A 17,086-nucleotide genomic window follows, 5' to 3' on the forward strand; every position below is an offset into this window, starting at 1 on the left:
CCCTCTCGAAAAATTTTGCACAAAGTTTAGTCATTAAAGTTTCTGGATAAAAATTTCAAAAGGCAGGTTTCTTCGAATTATTCTCAGAAGAACTTTTTACATAAATATAAGCATTAATCCCCAGTAATTTGCATGAAAATTATGAGTAGTCATTAACTTATTTAAATTACCTCCTCTTGCTAAAAATTCATCTTGACTAAGAACGTATAGTTTTTCATTTTCAGTATTAAGAATTAAATAAGTAGTTTCAGATGCTGCATATAGCATATTATTTTCAAAATACAGTTTTCGTATTCCGTTAGTAGCGCCTTCTTTTTTTAGATTTTTACCATTTTTTACAATGCTTCCATACCAAAAATCAATCATTGTAATTTCATATTTAGACGTTAGAGGAACTCTTCCAATATCACCACATCCATTATTTCTCCAGTAGGATGTTCTCCATAAGAACAGAGCTATAAATAAAAAAAGAGTGATATATCTTTTTCGAATACAGATGCGCTTATATATTTTGATCAAAATAAAATAAATCAAGCAGCCGTATAAAAAAGAAATGGTACCAATTCTAATACATTCAAATATGATATGAAGTAAACTAGCCATTGTGTGTAGTATTTGTTAAGTTGGTTTGCTGAAGGGCTGATTTACAAATCAAAATCACTAGGATCAAAAGCCTTTTTTTGATTTCTTTTCATGCTAAAAGAAGTAAGGTAAATGTTATACGTTAGTGTTGCAATTTGTAGAAGCATTAATGTAATCATTTTCTTTTATAGTAATTAGCGTTTTTTATTTAAAATATTCAAAAATAAGAGAATTATAAATAGTTTAAAGCCCCTAGTGCTTTAATGAGTTTATTCTTAGCATTGGCATATTCATATTGGTTTTTTATTTTTTTTAACCTACTTTCTATCAGCTTTACTTCTCTATAATTAATTAAGAAAATAGAGCTTTCACCTAGTGAAAACTTACGTTCTTCGGCACTTACTATTGTACGATAATTATTTACCAAATCATTTAAAATAACATCTTGCTTAGCAAAAGAATGCATTGCCTCTTTAACAGCGTTGATTTTATTTTGTAAAGCGACTTTAGTAGAAGAGATTTCGAAATCTAAATCTTGTAGTTTTAAGTTAGCAATTTTTAAATCACCTCTAGATTTTCTTAAAAATAGTGGTATGCTAATTTGTAATGAATTTTTATAATTAGAAACATTAAAAGCATTGGCATTAGCTTTAGCACTTAAAAAATTATGTTGAAAGTTAATTTCAGGGAGTAGGTTGTTTATTTTTAGTTGTTTATTGATATACAGATTTTTTCTTTTTAGATTGAGTAACGCCAATTTGGGATGATTTTTTAAATCGTTAAAAGATGCTAGGTTAGCAGGTGTTTTTAGTAATGCATCAATTTTTAAAAAAGTGCTGGTATCAGGGGTAATATTTGGAGCGAGCTCCACAGGAGTATTATTACTTATCCATAAATGATTAGCAAGCTCTAATGTTGATTTAACATACTTTATACGAGCTTTTTCTAAATCTAGTTCCCTGTTTTTTAAATTGATGTTAGCTTCTAAAGTATCTATAGCAGGTTTATCACCAGATTTAAAATTTTTTATGACATTATGCAACCTATTTTTAGCATTTGTATAATAATCTTGATACACGAGATGTCTTTGGTAATATTGTAGCCAATTTAAGTATGAAGAAATTGCTTCAAAGATAACTTCGTTAAGAAGTAGTTGTTGTGTTAATGCACTTTGTTGTATATACAATTTAGCCTGGCGTAGTGTAGCCATCCGTTTATTAATCAATAAATTTTTAGCCAAAGGAATCGAAACACCTAGATTATACAGTCCGTCTGTGGGGGTATTAAGTTCGGGGTTTAAAAATTGCCCTGAATTATTTTCATAATTAGCCTTTAACTCAATCCCATACCAAGTAGGAATTTTAAAATTAGCGTTTAGCTTTTTATAATAATTAGTATTTTTAAACTTTTTTCGAGCATAATCAACTTCAATTTTCGGATCAAAAGCACCTCTAGCCTTTAATAGCTTAGCCTCATTGAAGCTTGTAATTAGTTTTGCCTGTTTTACAATAGGGTGATATTTTTTCAAATAACCAATATACTCCTCTAAAGAAAGAGGGAGGTTGGATTCATTTTGAGAAAAAATATTCCAGCTAGTGCATAAGCACAATACATATAATAATAGTTTCATTATGTTGTTTTTTTCTTTTCCTCTTTAGGTTGATAAAAATTAGGAGGAAAGCTATTAATTTGCCTCCATAGTTCATACCAAATAGGTACGTTTTCTAATAAAGCAATGGTTTTAGCGCCAGAGCCAACTCTAATAGCTTTAGGCCAAGGTTGCTTGCTATTATCAGGAACAATTAAAACGCGGTACTTCCCATTAGTACTGATAAAGTTTTCGATAGCAACTACTTTAGCTCCATAAGTTCCGTAAGACACATTAGGCCATCCGCTAAAAACAATAGCAGGCCATCCATCAAATTGAACACGTACCTCTTCATCAAGATGAATAAGAGGTAAGTCAATAGGTTCAATATACATTTCTACCGCCAAATCGTAATTAGCAGGCATGATATTAACCAATTGCTCTCCTGCTTTAAAAGTTTCACCGATACCAGACTTAATAGCTTTATTGATATAACCATCTTGAGGAGCTGTAATGTATAATAATGAATTTCGCTTACTATAATTTGCCAAGTTCGTTTCTAATTTTGATACCTGTACAGCAGTTTCATAGGCATTGGATTGGGCAGAATATAAATCGCTTTCAGCTTTAGATTGCTTATTGGTGTAAGCAGCTGCCACATTTAAAATAGCTAGTTCAGCATTAAGGATATTATTTTTAGCAGCTAAAAACTTATTTCTTTGAGCAATTAATTTGGCAGATAATTCTTGAAGTTTAGCATTTTTTTCTTCCACATCTTTTACAGCTTTTAGCCCTTCTTCTTGTAAGGTTAAGGTTCTATGGTATTGTTTTTCAGCAATCAAATGTTTTGCTGTTAAAGCCTCTAGGTTAATGCTGTCGCTTTTAGCTTTTAAATGCGCTTCTTGTAGCTTATTTTTTGACTGTTCTAATTTTAACGCACGCTCTTTTTTAATTGCTATGATTTGAGTTTGCAAAGAAGCAATCTTATGATTGTATGACTTAGAAGAAAGACTTTTAGAGTTTAACTGATGAGCCGTTCTTTCAGCCAATCGAGTATCAAAATAATTGCTTTTTACTTCTGAAATTCGAAGAATGGTATCTCCTTTTTTAACAAGATCACCTTCTTGAACAAACCATTGTTCAATTCTACCTGGAATTTGAGATTGCAAGGTTTGTGGGCGTTGATTAGGCTTTAGTGTAGTAACCCGCCCTTTACTAGACACATTTTGGGTCCAAGGACAAAACAAAGTGATGATAATGATACACAGAAAAAATAAAAGAAATTTTTTAAAAGAACTACGGTATTCTTTGGTGAAAATTACTTTCCCTGACTTTAAAGTTTTCAAATCAAGTTGATCAGAAATAGTATTGTTAGAAATATTTAACATTATTTTGATTTAGAGTGAATTATAGCCCCGTTTTTAAACGTAATTTTCTTATTACATTTTTCTTTCCAAGCATTATTATAACTAACAATCATTAAGCTCCAAGGTTGTGTAGGAGCTGTAATATAATCAATAATACTTTTTACTTCCTCAGCTTCTAAGTGGTCTAAAGGATCTTCTAAAATCAATAGCTTAGGTTTATTAATAATAGCTCTTGCTAAAATTAATTTTTTAGAAATGGTATAACCAATAAGTTTTCCTTCAGGCTTCAAATCAGTATCCAATCCTTGAGGTTGTTGTTTTAAAAACTCTGTGAGTCCTATTTTACTAAAAACAGCATGGATATCTTCATCGTTAATGGTTGGCGATCCAAAAGTAACATTTTCTCTAATAGTACCTTCAAACGGAGATTCATTTGACAATGAGAGCCCTAAGTTAGAGCGATAATCATTTTTATTAATCCCTTTCAGAGATAAGTCATTTATAAAAATACTTCCAGAGGTAGGTTCAATAATTCCTGCAATTAACTGTAGTAGGCTCGATTTTCCAGAACCACTTTCTCCTTGAATTAAAATTCGATCTTTGGGGTGTATTTTTAAAGAAACATTTTTAACAATAAGATTTTCTTGCTCACGAACTCCATAAGAAACATCTTGGATTTCAATTTCTAAAGGCTTGGTATTGTTAATTTTACTTCCGCCTTGATTTTCAATCGGTTTGTCAATTACCTGCCCTAACTTTTCAATAGAGGTTAGCACATCATAAAAAGATTCTAGGCCAAGAATTAGTTTTTCAACAGAAGTAATCACCAATAGGATAATGATTTCTGCGGCAACAAACTGACCAATATTCATTTGTTGGTTTAAAACTAAGAAACCTCCCATTAACAATAATCCAGCAGTAATAATTACTTTGAAACTAATCATTTGAATGTATTGGATGATTAAAATTTTAAAATGATTTTCTCTCGATTTTAAATAATCATCTACTAAGAAATCGCTTTTTTCTAAAGCAAGTTTTGTTTTTCCAGATAATTTAAAGCTAATAATGGTTCTAGCTATTTCTTGTAACCAGTGAGCTACTTTGTATTTATTTTTAGATTCTTTTAAGCTCGTTTTTAATCCTCTCTCAGCGGTATATTTAAAAACAACGTAAATTAAGGCCAAAAGTAAAAAACCAAATAAAATAAAAAATGGATGGTAAAATGATAATAACAGTAATGCAAAAATAATTTGCAGAAAGGCAGAAGGAACATCTATTAAAATTTTTGAAATTCCTTTTTGAATAATAAGAGTGTCAAAAAACCTGTTAGCCAATTCAGGCGGATAGTAATTTCTTAGTTCGCTCATTTTTATTTTAGGAAAACGATAGCTAAGTTCTATAGAAGCTCTCGTAAAAATTCGTTGCTGTATGGTTTCTATAATCCTAATTTGCATCAGTTTTAATACGCCACTAAAAGCAACTCCTCCCGTAACCAAAGTAACTAAAACAATCCACGAAGCCGAAATTTGCGCACCTTGTAATAGGTTAATGATTGCTTGAATTCCTAAAGGAAGAGATAAAGCAACGAGCCCTTCAAAAATAGCATAGTATGCTATTTGTAGCGTATCCTTTTTTTCTAGGGTTAAGAGTCCTAAAAATCGTTGCCAAGGAGTTAATGGGTTATTTTTTGTCATTTAAAAGAGTGTTTAGAGCTAAATCAGTAAAAAAGATCGTAGGGGTAATGTTATCATTACAGTTGGTTAATGACTTAAAATGTTGTTTTATAAATTGTTGATGTAAAGCACCTTCAATAATCGTACTTGCTAATGTAAAAGGATGTTGGTATAAACTATTATAATTAGAAATTATAGCAGATAAGCGTTTTACAACTCCTTTATATAATTTAAAAAAGCCCTCCTTATTTTCAATATCTACCTCTTTGGTAGAATATGATTTAGAATTTTCATTAATGATAATTGAAGTTAAAGACACTTCATTAATATGAGAAAAATTACCATCTTGCTCAGTAGTTCGCGTAACTACTTCAATAGCTTTTATTAATTTTTCTTTTGGGTTATGAATGCTATAAGTTTCTATAACTAATTGGTATTGAATCCAACCCCAATACCAAGAGGTTAAATATATTAATAATTTATGTTTGCTTTCAAAATACCTATAAATAGAACTTTCATTAGAACCGATGCATTTTCCTAATTTCTTGAAATTAAAGTTTTCAAAACCAATTTCTTTAATAAGTTCAATACTGTGTTGGATAATTCGCTTTCCTAAATCAGAAGTTTCAGGATCTTTGATATAAATCCCAGAAGGGATTTCAATCTTAATATTTGAAAGAAAGTTTTCCATAAATAAGTATTATGGTTTCAAATTTAACAGTAAAACTATTAATTTTAAAAGAAATAGTATTAATTAACATTTTTTTAATTTTAGAGAGAAGCCTTTTTGAAGCAAGGTTATCTTGGTTTATATGTTTAAAGTATTTGTTTTCAGCGTTTTTAGGTAAGGAGGAGGTTTTAAAGGCTTATTTTTAGATGTGAAATAACGATGCTCTCACTTTATAGTAACGAAACTAAAGTTTGGGCAGGTATTGAAAAAACGAATAACGCCTTAGAAATTTGAGTATCCAAGGCGTTATTCGTATTTGTTTGTACTAAAAGGTTTTTTAGAAAAGCGTGCTAATATTAATTGCTACATCGCTCCATGTTTTAGAAACGCCATCTTCACCTTGGTGTAAATCTTTACAAGCGTCGTTTAAAGATGCTAAAGCAGCCCCTGCTTTCCAATCTTTTAAATCTAATACGCCTTCCATTTTGAATTGTTTACCATTTATAACATACGTAAAAGGCATTTTATGGGTCACGCCATTCATAGTAATATCAGCATATCCCTTTGTATGATCTTCTAACACTAATTTACCAGAAAGTAGTTTAGTGTTTTTCATCATTGAAAAGAAAAACTTTTGAATTTTAAAATCTCTAGCATCATTTTTTGTAAAAAGACTGCTAACAGGTACAGCAAATTCGGCATTATTAACGGCTTCTTTTATTGATTTTCCTACTCCTCCAGCAGTAATATCTACACTGGTAAATTTACCTCTTACAGGTACCTTTTTAGTAGTTTTATAAGCTGTCCAGTAAATACTGCTTTTAGCATCTTGTAAAGAAAAAGAAGGTTCTTTTTTTACAACAGGAGCCACCTTTTCTACCTTTTTTTTCTCTTCTTTTTTACAAGATGAAAATTGAAAAGCAGTGCTAAGCGTAAGTACACATAAAATTATTTTCTTCATTTTTAAACTATTTTATTATTGAATTAACTAGGTTTATATATTCTTGTTTAGCTTCGTCAGAAGGAATTCCTTTTAATTGAGCCCATGCGTTAAACTTAAAAGCGTTACGTATATTAAAATCAGGGGTAAAAGGAAAATGATCTCCTTGAACGGCTTGTTTATAGTATGCATAGAGTTTTAGCATAATATCTTGAGGAAGCTTCTGCTTTGTATTAGAAGCTTTTTGATAAGCTTCTCGAAATTGTTTATTTAAATCATCATGCATAAAAAGTGATTTATAATGTGGAAAAAATGTGTTGCCCACTTTTTACTTGATCGCCCAAATTTACAATTAAATTCGAATTTAAAGGTACTAATAGTTGTACTTTTGAGCTAAAGGGCAAAAAATGAATGGGTTCCCCTTGTAAAACTTCTGCTTTTAGAGCTGATGTATCCATCGTTTTTTCTTTATTCTTACCAGAAGGAAATACAAGTATGATAGCATTGAAGGGGGAATTGTTAATATGAATGCCGTTAGAAACATATGTTATCTTTCCTGCTATAGGGGCATGTATGGTTCTTGTAGTAAATAAGGAGGGGGTTATAGTAATTTGTAATTTATGAAGAGTTTTATTTTTTGTAATGCTACTTATTGTTCCATTTATAGGAGCAATAGCATTTTCATTGTTTGTATAGATTTTCTTTTTTGAGTTTCTAAAAAAAAATAAAGTAGCCAATAAAGGAATTAAAAATAGAAGTTGTGTAATTATTCTATAACCTCTAGTCAAAATAAACTTGTCAATAGCAATGATGCAGATAACTGTTATAATAGCTACAAAAGCTATTGATTTAAAACCTTCTTTATGAAACATTATATTGTTTTATTGTAGAAAATAATGAATATATAGGTAAACAAAAGGAGCTGCAAAAAACAAGCTGTCTAAGCGATCCAACATTCCTCCGTGTCCAGGCATGATATTTCCACTGTCTTTTACATTTGCCTGACGTTTAAATTTAGATTCTACCAGATCACCAAGAGTTCCAAAAATAGCAACAATAGCAGCAATAATAATCCAAGATAAGGTATTAAAATGGGGGAGATATTGGCTGATGACAAAAGCAGCAATCAATGAAAAAATAACACCGCCTATAAAGCCTTCGATTGTCTTTTTAGGAGAAATTCGTTCAAATAACTTACGTTTTCCAAAGTTTTTCCCTACTAAATAAGCAAAACTATCATTGATCCATATTAAAACTAAAATAGCAACAACAATACTAGGGTGATATATATTATTAACAAATGGCAATACAATCAAAAAGGAAAAAGGGAGTATTACATAGCGAATACATAAGTCCATTTTATCAAAAAAAGTATTTGGATAAGTTATATTTTCAGAATATAGATGATAAACCAATCTAAAGGAGCAGAGTAATGTGATAACTGCTACCAAGAATAAGTTATTAGCAGAAGCGTAAGCTATAAATAAGTATATGATACAGGGGAGGAGTAGGTATGGAATGATATTTTTAAAGCGAATCATTTTAGCAAACTCCCATAAAGAAATGCTAGCGAAAATAGCTGTTAGAATGATATAGCTTTTTTCAGAAAAAAAGATAGCGGATAAAAATAAGGAAACATAAATAAATCCAGAAATTGCTCTTGTTAGCAAGTTGCTCATATTATAGGTCTTCAAAGAGAAGCAAATATAAGTTTTTTGAATTATTGTTACCGTAATTCATGAAATTATCGTCATTTTTTTTGATAGAATAATTCCTAATTGCACTGATATTTGTTGGAATATTTCCTTTAAAGTTTGTTTTAATACCAGTAAGTGCTTCTCCTGTGTTTTTAACTAATTGACTAGTAGTGGCATATACAATAAAGTGCTCTGATAGCTCTGAAAGTTTAGTACTTCCTAATTGATTTGAAGAAAATAATATTTCTCCATTGCTAGCAATCAAATGTTCACAAGTAGTAAAAAAAGGAGCTTTGCCACTTAACCTACAAGCTACATTTACTTCTAGTAGATTGGTAAATTTAACCAAATCATAATCCGTACAAATTAAATTGGTCCAATTATTTTCAAGTAAAATATTTTTTAGATTCTTAAGAACCTCATCGGTTTTTACGCAATATAAAAACTTCCCCCCCTTGTCAATAAAGTTATGAACGAAAGAATCATCTAAAGATAAATAAACAGGTTGCTCCTTGATTTCTTTATCTTTAGATGAATCTCTATATGACTTAAGTAGTTTTTTTAAAAAATTCATTAAAATGGAAACTATTCTTCTGTTTTGTTTTCTACAGTAATAACGTTTTCTTTTTTGGTTTCTTCTATTTCAAAAGGTCTTTTTCCAAAGATCTTTTCCAAATCATCTTTAAAAATAACTTCTTTTTCTAATAACAGTTCTGCAAGAACGGTTAATTTTTCTTTATGTTTTTCTAGTAAATCAATAGCTCTAGTGTATTGTCCCTCTATTATTTTAGAGATTTCCATATCAATTTTCTTAGCTGTTTCTTCACTGTAGGGCTTTACAAAGGAGTCATTTCCTGAAGAGTCATAATAAGTAACATTACCAACTGCCTCATTAAGTCCATATACAGTAACCATTGCTCTTGCTTGTTTAGTTACCTTTTCCAGATCACTTAGAGCTCCTGTTGAAATCTTATTAAAAATAATTTTTTCAGCAGCGCGCCCTCCTAAGGTAGCACACATTTCGTCCAACATTTGTTCTGTTTGAACAATCATTCGCTCAGCAGGTAGATACCAAGCAGCTCCTAAAGATTGCCCTCTAGGAACAATTGTAACCTTTACAAGTGGAGCAGCATGCTCTAGCATCCAGCTAACAGTAGCATGTCCAGCTTCATGAAAAGCAATTGTTTTTTTCTCCTTAGGAGTAATTACTTTATTTTTCTTTTCTAAACCACCTACAATTCTATCAACAGCATCTAAAAAAGCTTGGTGATGAATTGCTTTTTGATTATTTCTTGCAGCAATTAAGGCAGCTTCATTACACATGTTAGCAATATCAGCACCAGAGAATCCAGGTGTTTGCTGTGCTAAAAATTTAATATTTACATCTTCAGCCAATTTTAAAGGTTTGATATGTACTTTAAAAATTTCTTCACGTTCGTTGATATTTGGAAGATCAACATAGATTTGGCGATCGAAACGTCCGGCACGCATTAAAGCACTATCTAATACATCAGCACGGTTTGTTGCAGCTAAAACAATTACATTAGTATCTGTACCAAAACCATCCATTTCTGTTAATAATTGATTTAAAGTATTTTCACGTTCGTCATTACCTCCGGTCATGCTGTTTTTTCCACGAGCTCTACCAATTGCATCTATTTCATCTATAAAGATAATAGAAGGAGATTTTTGCTGTGCTTGTTTGAATAAATCTCTAACACGGGAAGCACCAACTCCTACAAACATTTCTACAAAATCAGATCCAGACAAAGAGAAAAAAGGAACGTCAGCTTCACCAGCAACTGCTTTTGCTAATAAAGTTTTACCAGTTCCAGGAGGCCCTACTAGCAAGGCACCTTTAGGAATTTTACCACCTAGAGATGTGTATTTTTCAGGGTTTTTTAAGAAATCTACAATTTCTTGAACCTCTTCTTTAGCCCCTTCTAAGCCAGCAACATTTTCAAAAGTTGTTTTAACTTTGGTATCTTTATCAAATAACTTTGCTTTGGATTTACCAATGTTAAAAATTTGACCTCCTCCGCCAGAGCCTGCTGCTCCGCCCGACATTCTTCTCATGAAGAATAACCAAATAGCAATTAATACTATAAAAGGTAAAAAACCAATAACAGTATCCATGAAGCTAGTGCGTTCTATGTTAGTTTCATCAAAGTCCAAATTATATTTAGCCTTTGCTTCAGAAATTTGGTTTTCAAAATTTTGTAAATCACCAAAATCGTAAGAAAATAAAGGAGCTCCTTTCCTATAAAAAGCAGAATTAACCAATTTTTTGTAATCCTCTTTTTTTAAAGCTTCATCTTTTAAAAAGATTTGCGCTATGTTTTTATTTTCAATGACAATTTTTGAAATATCATTTTCTTTTAAAATCTCAGAAAATCTATTTCGCGAGATATTTTTAGACGCTAGATCTCCAGAATTCAGAAACTGAAAAGCTAATAAAAGCACAAATATAGCGCCATATACCCAATAAAAATTAAATTTAAACTTAGGGGTATTTGTTTTGTTTTTTTTAGAATCACTCATAAATTGAAATCAAATTAAGTGTTAGTTAGGACTAATAGAAGTAATTTTGGCGTCACCCCATAAACTTTCAATATCGTAAAATTCGCGCACCTGTTTTTGGAAAATATGTACAACAACATTTACGTAATCCATTAAAACCCATTCGGCATTGCCTTCACCTTCAACATGCCAAGGCTTATCTTTTAATTCTTTACTAACTGTTTTTTGTACCGAGCCAGAAATGGCATTTACTTGTGTGTTAGAGTTACCTGAACAAACGATAAAGTAATCACATACGGTATTTTCAATTTCTCTTAAATCTAGTAGTTGGATGTCTTCACCCTTTACATCATCTATCCCTTTTATAATCATAGCGATTAAATCATCTATGCTTGCTTGTTTTTTTATCATTAAAAATTTTAAATTTTAGCAAAGTTATTATTTTTTTGCGAGTAATTTATGTAATATTGATACTTGTTTACACAATAAATTACAAGTGAAATTAATCAAACTTAATGCCATTGATTCTACAAATTCTTTTTTAAAGGATTTGGCACAAAATACAATCTTAGAAAATAAAACCGTAGTAACCGCTACAGAGCAATTAAAAGGGAGAGGGCAAATGGGAACTGAATGGAGTTCTGAAGCTAATAAAAATCTACTTTGTAGCGTTTTTTTTAGATTTAATAAACTAGCAATATCTCATCAATTTTATTTAAACTTTGGTGTAGCTCTTGCAGTTTTTGATACCTTAAAGAAGTATGATTTGCCAAAATTGGCTATAAAGTGGCCCAACGACATTTTGTCAGAAAAGTCTAAAATTAGTGGAATACTGGTAGAGAATGTCATTACAAATAGACAGATTCAATCTAGCATTATTGGTATAGGAGTTAATGTAAATCAAGAAAAATTCCCTGCTAATTTATTGCAGGTAACATCTATGAAGAGGCAGCTAGAGAAAGATGTATCAATAGATCAATTATTGGTTGATTTGGTGGCAGAATTGTCTAAAAATATTGAATTATTAGAAAAAGGGGCATATAAAACGCTGGAGAAACGTTATTTGGAAGTATTATATAAAAAAAATACTCCAATGATGTTTAGAAATCGCCAGAGTACTTTATTTATGGGTATGATTATTGGAGTAACTTCTTATGGTAAGCTACAAATTCAATTGGATGATGATACAATTAAAGAATTTGGAATAAAAGAAGTTTCGTTTGCTTAAAGCTTTCCAATGTTTTCTGTTAATGTATCAATGAATTTACCTAATGGTTTTTTTACCATCATTGCCATCATAGGGTTAAAATCACCATTAAATTTTAATTGCACTTCACTTGTGCTTTCTGATATTTCTTTGATGTCAGCAGCAAGAGTAAAAGGAAGTTTGCTACTAGCAGCCCCTAAGGTTATATTAGAAAATTCGGTTTTTTCTTTTAAAACCAATCTAATTTCTGGCATTCCTTTTAATCCAAAAATAAAAGACTCTCCGTCAACTTCAAACTTTTGGGTGTTTTCAGGCATTAATTGTTCAAAGTTATCGAGTTTTGTTAAAAACTCATAAAGCTCTTTACTTGATTTTTGTACACTTATGTTGTTTCCTTGAATATCCATTTTATTAAAATCTATTAATTAGTAGTAATACTAGCAATACTTTTGCCAAGTATTATTTTTCTTGATTCCATGTGCTAGGACTAAGTCGCCAATCTTCTAAGGTTCTTAATTCCTCGCTAGTAATATATTTATTATCTAAAGCCTGTTCAAGTAAATATTCATAATTACTTAAAGTAGTTAAAGAAATATGATCTTGTTCAAAATTTTGATTAGCTACCTCAAACCCATAAGAAAAAATAGCCACCATTCCTTTTACTGTAGCTTTACTTTCTTTTAAGGCTTTTACGGCGTTTAAACTGCTTTTACCTGTACTAATCAAATCTTCGATGACTACTACATTTTGACCACTTTCTAAATGGCCCTCAATCTGATTTTTTCTACCATGTTTTTTAGGTTCGGGTCTTACATACACAAAAGGAACACCTAATTCCTGTGCTACTAATATCCCTATGGCAATGGCTCCAGTAGCCACTCCAGCAATTACATCGGGTTTTCCGTATTTATCTTCTACTAATTTAGCAATCTGTTCTTTTAAAAAATTTCGAACTGGAGGGTATGATAAAGTAACCCTATTATCACAATAAATTGGAGATTTCCAGCCTGAAGCCCAAGTAAAAGGAGCATTAGGGCTTAGTTTGATAGCTTTGATTTGTAAAAGAAGTTCAGCAGTTTTTTTTGCTGTATCTTTGTTTAAATTCATAAATGCAAATGTATAAAGTTTTTATAAATGATAAGCCAATAATTTTAACAGATTCTTTTAAAGATGAAAGTATATTTCCTTCTTATATATATGAAGAAATAAACTTGACTGAATTGGTTTATACCTTGAATGAAAAAGCTATTGGAGGTGCCATTTTACATACGTTAAACTTAGAAGATTCATGGAGGGAGTTTAGAGCATGGTTTAAAGTGATACAAGCGGCTGGTGGTTTAGTAATTAATGAGAAAGAGGAAATCCTTTTTATTTTTAGGAGAAATAAATGGGATTTGCCTAAAGGTTGGATAGAAGAAGGAGAAACCGTAAATTCAGCAGCTATTCGCGAAGTAGAAGAGGAATGTGGAATTTTTAATTTAACCATAAAAAAAGAATTGCTAACAACGTATCATTTGTTCTTTCAGAAAGGGAAAATATATTTGAAAGAAACATTTTGGTTTTTGATGTATTCTGATGATACAAAAAAACCAATACCGCAAATAGAGGAAGAAATTACAGCAGTGGAGTTCAAAAGCAAAGAAGAAATAAAAGAGGCGCTCTCAAATACATACGCGAATATAAAACTAGTTATTGAAAAGTATCAAGGGGTAATAAGCTGACATTTTTTAGTGATGATGTTATTTGAGAATGACTAAAAAATGACACTCTGTCATAAAAAAAAACTTTTTAATACCTTTTACTGCCAAAATAAAAGTAGAAATCTAATGGCACACATCTTGACTATATCCACTCGTAAAATTGAATTAAAAATTTAAAGAATATAAGTTATGAGTAAAATTATAGGTATAGATTTAGGTACTACTAACTCGTGTGTTTCTGTAATGGAAGGAAATGAACCAGTGGTAATTCCTAATGCAGAAGGAAAGAGAACAACTCCATCTATTGTAGCATTCGTAGAAGGAGGAGAGCGTAAAGTAGGTGATCCAGCAAAAAGACAAGCGGTGACAAACCCAACTAAAACAGTTTATTCTATTAAACGTTTTATGGGGAATAAATTTTCTGAATCTTCGAAAGAAGTAGGAAGAGTACCATATAAAGTGGTAAAAGGAGATAACGATACTCCTCGTGTTGATATTGATGGTCGTTTATATACACCGCAAGAAGTATCAGCAATGGTGTTGCAAAAAATGAAAAAAACAGCTGAAGACTATTTAGGTCAAGGTGTTTCAGAAGCGGTAATTACAGTACCAGCATATTTTAATGATGCACAGCGCCAAGCAACAAAAGAAGCGGGTGAAATAGCTGGTTTAAAAGTACGTCGTATTATCAACGAGCCAACAGCGGCAGCATTGGCCTATGGATTAGATAAGTCTAATGATGATAAAAAGATTGTTGTTTTTGACTTTGGAGGAGGTACACATGATGTTTCTATCTTAGAATTAGGCGATGGTGTTTTTGAGGTATTAGCAACGGATGGAGATACACACTTAGGAGGAGATGATGTTGATGAGAAATTAATTAATTGGTTGGCGGAAGAGTTTAAAGCTGAGGAGAATATGGACTTGCGTCAAGATCCTATGGCTTTACAACGTTTAAAAGAAGCAGCTGAAAAAGCTAAGATAGAGTTATCTAGTACAACTTCTACAGAAATTAATTTACCGTATATTACAGCAACGGCATCAGGTCCTAAACACTTAGTAAGAACATTAAGTAGAGCTAAGTTTGAGCAATTAATAGATGATTTGGTAAAAAGAACTATTGAGCCTTGTGAAACAGCATTAAAAAATGCAGATTTATCAATTTCTGATATTGACGAGATTGTGCTAGTGGGAGGATCTACTCGTATTCCAGCAGTACAAGAAGCAGTTGAAAAATTCTTTGGAAAAGCACCGAGTAAAGGAGTAAATCCTGATGAAGTAGTCGCTTTAGGAGCTGCTATTCAAGGAGGGGTTTTAACAGGTGATGTAAAAGATGTATTGTTACTAGATGTAACTCCATTATCATTAGGTATTGAAACTATGGGGAATGTATTCACAAAGTTAATTGATGCGAATACAACAATTCCTACAAAGAAATCTCAAGTATTTTCTACAGCAGTAGATAATCAACCGTCAGTAGAAATTCACGTATTGCAAGGTGAAAGAGCAATGGCAGCAGATAACAATACTATTGGTCGCTTCCATTTAGATGGTATTCCACCGGCAGGTAGAGGGATTCCTCAAATTGAAGTAACTTTTGATATTGATGCGAATGGAATAATCAAAGTATCAGCATTAGATAAAGGAACAAATAAATCTCATGAAATTCGTATTGAAGCTTCATCTGGATTGTCAGAAGAAGAGATCGAGAAGATGAAAAGAGAAGCAGAAGCAAATGCGGATGCAGATAAAGAAGCAAAAGAAACTGCAGATAAAATTAATGGAGCAGATTCTATGATTTTCCAAACAGAGAAACAATTGAAAGAGTTTGGAGATAAGTTATCAGCAGGTAAGAAAGAGCCAATTGAGGCTGCTTTAGCAGAGTTGAAAACGGCGCATGAAGCAAAAGATATTGCTCAGATAGATGCAGCGATGGAAAAAATTAATGAAGCATGGAAAGCTGCTTCTGAAGAAATGTATGCAGCTCAGCAAGCTGCGGGAGGAGCAGATGCAGGAGCTCCTCAACAAGAACAGCCAGAGGCTAATAATGCTCAAGGAGACAATGTTGAAGATGTAGATTTCGAAGAAGTAAAATAAGTAATCTAATTATTTTGATAGAAACGCAACCTAATTTAGGTTGCGTTTTTTATTTTTGAAACTATGAAATTTTATCAAAAAGAAATTCAATTGCCAGAGTTTAAAAGAGGATACCATTTGATTACAGATATCTTGCTAAATGCGCTTCCTGAGGTTTTACAGATAGAGACAGGGCAATTTCAAGCTTTTATAAAGCATACTTCTGCAAGTTTGACTATTAATGAGAATGCAGATCCTACAGTTCGTATGGACTTTGAATCTCATATAAATAAAATGATTCCTGAAAATATGCCTTATTATAAACATGACTATGAAGGTGCTGACGATATGCCTGCTCATATAAAAAGCTCAATTTTAGGATGTCAAGTCCAAATACCTATAACGAAAGGGAGGTTAAATTTAGGAACTTGGCAAGGAATTTATTTAGGGGAGCACCGAAATTATGGAGGGAAACGAAAGGTAGTTATTACTATATTTGGAAACTAATGAAGTTTGATAAGCATAATTTTTTTAGATACACTTATTGTGAGTTTAAAATGCAAGACATTGATTTTTTTAAGGAAAAAGTAGCACATTTCCAAAGTAAATCGGGAAGCTATTATTTTTATACAGATAAGGGAGTTTTCAGATACTCAAACCATTGGGGTAGAGTAGCTAATTGTAGATGGAAGATTCAGGGAATTGAAGCCTATAAAAACCAAAATTACTATGTAGGATATGCAAATTGGAATGATTTTTATGCTTTGAATAGTATAGAAAAAGTTTTTTATATAACAGTGAATTTTGAAACTAAACAGGCTAAAATATGTAGGGTTAAAGAAGAAGATGATGGCTCTCCTTTTTTAATGACTTCTGAATTTGCCCACCAAAGATTAAAGCAAGTTCAAATGTTATTTAAAGAATATAAATGGGCAAAGTATTTTGAGGAAGATATTGAAGTTTTGAGGGTAAAAATTATTACAAAAATGATAAATTCTACAGCACCATTACAATTATTAAAACAAGAGTTAAAGACCGAGTTTAACTAAAAATGAGTAGTTTTGTA

Annotated in this window: 19 protein-coding genes; 5 read left to right on the forward strand and 14 right to left on the reverse strand. The window is 31.4% G+C overall.

Annotated elements, in window-relative coordinates:
* Positions 1-96: 96 nt before the first annotated feature.
* From MARIT_RS05160 to rsfS, 12 genes are all read right to left on the reverse strand, one after another.
* Positions 97-603 carry a hypothetical protein gene (locus MARIT_RS05160; protein WP_024741386.1) on the reverse strand — a complete coding sequence of 169 codons (507 nt, stop codon included), beginning with the start codon at positions 601-603 and terminating at the stop codon, positions 97-99.
* A gap of 211 nt (positions 604-814) precedes the next feature.
* Complete coding sequence (locus tag MARIT_RS05165; RefSeq protein ID WP_100210956.1) at positions 815-2,212, reverse strand: TolC family protein; 1,398 nt, start codon at positions 2,210-2,212, stop codon at positions 815-817.
* Positions 2,212-3,558: an HlyD family secretion protein gene (locus MARIT_RS05170; RefSeq protein ID WP_024741388.1), complete on the reverse strand. Its 1,347-nt coding sequence runs from the start codon at positions 3,556-3,558 to the stop codon at positions 2,212-2,214. Before MARIT_RS05170 ends, MARIT_RS05165 begins: the two co-directional genes overlap by 1 nt.
* Positions 3,558-5,231: a peptidase domain-containing ABC transporter gene (locus MARIT_RS05175; protein WP_024741389.1), complete on the reverse strand. Its 1,674-nt coding sequence runs from the start codon at positions 5,229-5,231 to the stop codon at positions 3,558-3,560. The genes MARIT_RS05170 and MARIT_RS05175 overlap by 1 nt, the downstream gene beginning before the upstream one ends.
* A complete protein-coding gene (locus MARIT_RS05180; RefSeq protein WP_024741390.1) occupies positions 5,218-5,901 on the reverse strand; it encodes a TetR/AcrR family transcriptional regulator in 684 nt (227 codons plus the stop codon). Before MARIT_RS05180 ends, MARIT_RS05175 begins: the two co-directional genes overlap by 14 nt.
* A 316-nt stretch (positions 5,902-6,217) precedes the next feature.
* Positions 6,218-6,841 carry a YceI family protein gene (locus MARIT_RS05185; RefSeq protein WP_100210957.1) on the reverse strand — a complete coding sequence of 208 codons (624 nt, stop codon included), beginning with the start codon at positions 6,839-6,841 and terminating at the stop codon, positions 6,218-6,220.
* 7 nt (positions 6,842-6,848) lie between these two features.
* On the reverse strand, positions 6,849-7,106 hold the full coding sequence (locus tag MARIT_RS05190; protein ID WP_024741392.1) for an acyl-CoA-binding protein: 258 nt from the start codon (positions 7,104-7,106) through the stop codon (positions 6,849-6,851).
* Between the two features lie 10 nt (positions 7,107-7,116).
* On the reverse strand, positions 7,117-7,692 hold the full coding sequence (locus MARIT_RS05195) for a phosphatidylserine decarboxylase (protein ID WP_100210958.1): 576 nt from the start codon (positions 7,690-7,692) through the stop codon (positions 7,117-7,119).
* A gap of 9 nt (positions 7,693-7,701) precedes the next feature.
* Positions 7,702-8,499 carry a phosphatidate cytidylyltransferase gene (locus tag MARIT_RS05200; protein WP_100210959.1) on the reverse strand — a complete coding sequence of 266 codons (798 nt, stop codon included), beginning with the start codon at positions 8,497-8,499 and terminating at the stop codon, positions 7,702-7,704.
* A gap of 1 nt (position 8,500) precedes the next feature.
* The gene (locus MARIT_RS05205) at positions 8,501-9,091 is read right to left on the reverse strand and encodes a hypothetical protein (RefSeq protein ID WP_100210960.1); all 591 of its coding nucleotides are present in this window, start codon (positions 9,089-9,091) and stop codon (positions 8,501-8,503) included.
* Positions 9,092-9,102: 11 nt separating this feature from the next.
* Positions 9,103-11,058: an ATP-dependent zinc metalloprotease FtsH gene (gene ftsH, locus MARIT_RS05210; RefSeq protein ID WP_100210961.1), complete on the reverse strand. Its 1,956-nt coding sequence runs from the start codon at positions 11,056-11,058 to the stop codon at positions 9,103-9,105.
* Between the two features lie 21 nt (positions 11,059-11,079).
* Entirely contained in the window at positions 11,080-11,448 is a 369-nt protein-coding gene (rsfS, locus tag MARIT_RS05215; RefSeq protein ID WP_100210962.1) for a ribosome silencing factor, read from the reverse strand.
* Between the two features lie 85 nt (positions 11,449-11,533).
* Here rsfS and MARIT_RS05220 point away from each other — a divergent pair, with 85 nt between their 5' ends.
* The gene (locus tag MARIT_RS05220) at positions 11,534-12,265 is read left to right on the forward strand and encodes a biotin--[acetyl-CoA-carboxylase] ligase (protein WP_024741398.1); all 732 of its coding nucleotides are present in this window, start codon (positions 11,534-11,536) and stop codon (positions 12,263-12,265) included.
* Here MARIT_RS05220 and MARIT_RS05225 read toward each other — a convergent pair.
* Positions 12,262-12,651: a hypothetical protein gene (locus MARIT_RS05225; RefSeq protein ID WP_024741399.1), complete on the reverse strand. Its 390-nt coding sequence runs from the start codon at positions 12,649-12,651 to the stop codon at positions 12,262-12,264. The two genes, MARIT_RS05220 and MARIT_RS05225, sit on opposite strands and share 4 nt — an antisense overlap.
* A 52-nt stretch (positions 12,652-12,703) precedes the next feature.
* Complete coding sequence (pyrE, locus tag MARIT_RS05230; RefSeq protein ID WP_100210963.1) at positions 12,704-13,351, reverse strand: orotate phosphoribosyltransferase; 648 nt, start codon at positions 13,349-13,351, stop codon at positions 12,704-12,706.
* An 8-nt stretch (positions 13,352-13,359) separates the two neighbouring features.
* Here pyrE and MARIT_RS05235 point away from each other — a divergent pair, with 8 nt between their 5' ends.
* The 4 genes from MARIT_RS05235 (at position 13,360) to MARIT_RS05250 (ending at position 17,069) form a co-directional block, all read left to right on the forward strand.
* Positions 13,360-13,965 (forward strand): NUDIX hydrolase, encoded by a 606-nt coding sequence (locus MARIT_RS05235; RefSeq protein WP_024741401.1) that lies wholly within the window; start codon positions 13,360-13,362, stop codon positions 13,963-13,965.
* A 168-nt stretch (positions 13,966-14,133) separates the two neighbouring features.
* Positions 14,134-16,041 carry a molecular chaperone DnaK gene (dnaK, locus tag MARIT_RS05240; RefSeq protein ID WP_024741402.1) on the forward strand — a complete coding sequence of 636 codons (1,908 nt, stop codon included), beginning with the start codon at positions 14,134-14,136 and terminating at the stop codon, positions 16,039-16,041.
* 63 nt (positions 16,042-16,104) lie between these two features.
* The gene (locus MARIT_RS05245) at positions 16,105-16,527 is read left to right on the forward strand and encodes a secondary thiamine-phosphate synthase enzyme YjbQ (protein WP_024741403.1); all 423 of its coding nucleotides are present in this window, start codon (positions 16,105-16,107) and stop codon (positions 16,525-16,527) included.
* Positions 16,527-17,069, forward strand: coding sequence for a hypothetical protein (locus tag MARIT_RS05250; protein WP_024741404.1), 543 nt, complete (start codon positions 16,527-16,529; stop codon positions 17,067-17,069). The genes MARIT_RS05245 and MARIT_RS05250 overlap by 1 nt, the downstream gene beginning before the upstream one ends.
* The last annotated feature ends 17 nt before the right edge of the window (positions 17,070-17,086 follow it).

It is taken from the genome of Tenacibaculum maritimum NCIMB 2154 (genome assembly GCF_900119795.1).
GTDB classification, from domain to species: Bacteria; Bacteroidota; Bacteroidia; order Flavobacteriales; family Flavobacteriaceae; genus Polaribacter; species Polaribacter maritimus.

Coding starts and splice junctions, on each gene's coding strand:
- MARIT_RS05160 (WP_024741386.1), bottom strand. CDS start 603: ATGGCTAGTTTACTTCATATCATATTTGAATGTATTAGAATTGGTACC.
- MARIT_RS05165 (WP_100210956.1), bottom strand. CDS start 2,212: ATGAAACTATTATTATATGTATTGTGCTTATGCACTAGCTGGAATATT.
- MARIT_RS05170 (WP_024741388.1), bottom strand. CDS start 3,558: ATGTTAAATATTTCTAACAATACTATTTCTGATCAACTTGATTTGAAA.
- MARIT_RS05175 (WP_024741389.1), bottom strand. CDS start 5,231: ATGACAAAAAATAACCCATTAACTCCTTGGCAACGATTTTTAGGACTC.
- MARIT_RS05180 (WP_024741390.1), bottom strand. CDS start 5,901: ATGGAAAACTTTCTTTCAAATATTAAGATTGAAATCCCTTCTGGGATT.
- MARIT_RS05185 (WP_100210957.1), bottom strand. CDS start 6,841: ATGAAGAAAATAATTTTATGTGTACTTACGCTTAGCACTGCTTTTCAA.
- MARIT_RS05190 (WP_024741392.1), bottom strand. CDS start 7,106: ATGCATGATGATTTAAATAAACAATTTCGAGAAGCTTATCAAAAAGCT.
- MARIT_RS05195 (WP_100210958.1), bottom strand. CDS start 7,692: ATGTTTCATAAAGAAGGTTTTAAATCAATAGCTTTTGTAGCTATTATA.
- MARIT_RS05200 (WP_100210959.1), bottom strand. CDS start 8,499: ATGAGCAACTTGCTAACAAGAGCAATTTCTGGATTTATTTATGTTTCC.
- MARIT_RS05205 (WP_100210960.1), bottom strand. CDS start 9,091: ATGAATTTTTTAAAAAAACTACTTAAGTCATATAGAGATTCATCTAAA.
- ftsH (WP_100210961.1), bottom strand. CDS start 11,058: ATGAGTGATTCTAAAAAAAACAAAACAAATACCCCTAAGTTTAAATTT.
- rsfS (WP_100210962.1), bottom strand. CDS start 11,448: ATGATAAAAAAACAAGCAAGCATAGATGATTTAATCGCTATGATTATA.
- MARIT_RS05225 (WP_024741399.1), bottom strand. CDS start 12,651: ATGGATATTCAAGGAAACAACATAAGTGTACAAAAATCAAGTAAAGAG.
- pyrE (WP_100210963.1), bottom strand. CDS start 13,351: ATGAATTTAAACAAAGATACAGCAAAAAAAACTGCTGAACTTCTTTTA.
- MARIT_RS05235 (WP_024741401.1), top strand. CDS start 13,360: ATGTATAAAGTTTTTATAAATGATAAGCCAATAATTTTAACAGATTCT.
- dnaK (WP_024741402.1), top strand. CDS start 14,134: ATGAGTAAAATTATAGGTATAGATTTAGGTACTACTAACTCGTGTGTT.
- MARIT_RS05245 (WP_024741403.1), top strand. CDS start 16,105: ATGAAATTTTATCAAAAAGAAATTCAATTGCCAGAGTTTAAAAGAGGA.
- MARIT_RS05250 (WP_024741404.1), top strand. CDS start 16,527: ATGAAGTTTGATAAGCATAATTTTTTTAGATACACTTATTGTGAGTTT.